Source organism: Devosia sp., assembly GCF_041917035.1.
In the GTDB taxonomy this organism is placed as follows: domain Bacteria; phylum Pseudomonadota; class Alphaproteobacteria; order Rhizobiales; family Devosiaceae; genus Devosia_A.
Genome location: NZ_JAYRYM010000406.1, coordinates 1 through 2,161, shown reverse-complemented (window position 1 = coordinate 2,161; position 2,161 = coordinate 1). Strand labels below are relative to the sequence as shown.

The following is a 2,161-nucleotide window of genomic DNA, read 5'->3' as shown; positions in this document are numbered from 1 at the left end:
GCCGATCTACGACCCCTGCTGCCTGATTGCGACATCGCTCGATCTGCCGTTGCCGCCGGAAGGTCTGCTGGTGGCGGTCTCGTGCCTGCCGCCGCCGTGATCGGCCTCAGACGCCGAGCTGGAATGCGGAGAAGCGATCCAGTTCGGCTTCGATGAGCGGACGGTGCGCCGCGGCGTCGCCGCGGCCGACCCAATGCCAGGCCTGGATCAGCACCCGGTTGGCGGCGCGGTCCGTCTTGAGGTCGAGCGCCGCCACGATGTCCTCGCCGACGAGCACCGGCAGGGTGAAATAGCCGAACCGCCGCCGGGCCTTCGGCACATAGGCCTCGAACACGTGGTCATAGCCGAACAGGGCGCTGGTGCGGCGCCGCTGGATGATCAGCGGATCGAATGGCGAGAGGATGTGGACCAAAGGCGGCGCATCCCCGCCTCGCCGTTCGAGGTCGCTCGGACGCACATAGTGCTGCGCGGGATCGTCGTCGACCCGCACCGGCACCAGCTTGCGGCTCCTCAGCCGCCGCTCGACCAGCGCGGCGATGCCGGCGGAAAAACGCAGCCGCGGGTACATCACGGACGGGGCGCTGACGAGGCCTTGCGCGGTCAGCGCGCGATCGAGCAGATAGGCGTCGACCTGGCGTTCGGTCGCCGGTCGGGGTGCCCGCTGCCAGCCGAAATGACGGCTCATCAGCTCGTAGGTCTTCACCATTCCGGTTCGCTCGGAGACAGCGAGTTCGCCCGAGTAGAAGCCGTACTGGAGAACGCGCTTGCTGGGCTTGCGCGAGGCCCAGGGGTGGTCCTTCTCGATCAGTTCCTCGTCATCGATGTCCCGGATCGAGACCGGGCCCTCGCGGCGAATCTGGCGCAGCAGCTTGCTGAGGTCCGCCGGATCGGCATCGGCATACCAGCGCATCGGGGCGCTGCGTTGCTGGCGCATGTCGGCCAGATAGTAGGCAAGGTCGCGGACCGGCACGTAGGCGAGGGCGTGCGTCCAGTACTCGAAGACAGACTTGTCGACCGACTGCGCCGTCGCCAGGTCGCTCCGCCGGTACTCCGGAATGCGGCTGAACAGGATGTGATGATGGGCGCGCTCGATGACGTTGATGGTATCGATCTGCACGTAGCCCAGGTGCTCGATCGCCGCCCGGGTGGCGCCCGGCCCGGCGCCGAATGGCGTCCGCTCGTCCAGCCGCTGCGCGTGCAGCCAGATCTGCCGGGCCTGTGATCGGGTCAGCCTGTAGGTCTTCATGCCGGCCGCACCCTATCAGGACTGCCTGCCAGAACATGGCAGGGTTTGGCGACTTGAGCATTTCACCACTTCGTCGAAGCGCTGAAATCGCCCAAGCCCTTGATTTGTAGCGCTTCCGAACCGGAAAACCGTTGTCACTTTTCCTGGAAGCGCTCTATTTCTGCCACATCCCGCGCAATTGCGCGCCGATATCGACGCGCGGCGCGGCGGGGGCGATACCGGTCAGCGCCGCCGGCTTCACCGCCGGCCAGTAGCTGTCCTCGAACAGTGGGAGCATGGCCTTGGTGATGAAGCGGCTCCGCTGGGCATAGACGTGCTTGTCGCCATACTGGGCCTGCTGGTGGACGTAGAAGCGCTGCGGCACGACGAGGTGCAGGTCATCGCGGGCGCGGGTCATGGCGACGTAGAGCAGTCGCCGCTCCTCCTCGAGCTCATGCGCCGAGCCGGTGCCGAGGTCCGACGGGATGGCCCCGTCGACGACGTTGAGCACGTGGACGCTCTTCCATTCCTGACCCTTGGCCGAGTGGATGGTGGAAAGGATGAGGTAGTCCTCGTCGAGCAGGGGCACGCCGGCCTGGTCCGAGGTGGCGTCGGGCGGATCGAGCGTCAGCTCGGTGATGAAGCGTTCCCGGCTCGGGTAGCCCGCGGCGATCTGCTCGAGCTGGTGCAGGTCCTCCTTGCGGACCTCGGCATCTTCGTAGACCTGCTCCATCAGCGGTTCGTACCAGAGGCGTGCCCGCAGCAGTTCGGTCGGCCACCTGCCGGTGCCACGGGCCAGGTGCTCGACCACCTCCAGCAGAGCCGACCAACCCTCGGAGCCCCGCGGCGGCGGCGGCATCGCCAGCAGCACCTCGAGCGGGGTCGGGCTTTCCGCCATCCGGTCGATCACCCTGCCTGCGGCACCCGGACCGATGC

At 67.3% G+C, this 2,161-nt stretch carries 2 protein-coding genes; both read right to left on the bottom strand.

Annotated features, from left to right (window positions below; translation table 11 throughout):
* Positions 1–106: 106 nt before the first annotated feature.
* Positions 107–1,246, bottom strand: a complete 1,140-nt coding sequence (locus tag ACE3TU_RS21675) for a winged helix-turn-helix domain-containing protein (RefSeq protein ID WP_374627928.1) — start codon at positions 1,244–1,246, stop codon at positions 107–109.
* A gap of 154 nt (positions 1,247–1,400) precedes the next feature.
* Positions 1,401–2,161 (bottom strand): 3'-5' exonuclease (locus ACE3TU_RS21670; RefSeq protein ID WP_374627927.1); only part of this gene is annotated, 761 nt, incomplete at its 5' end.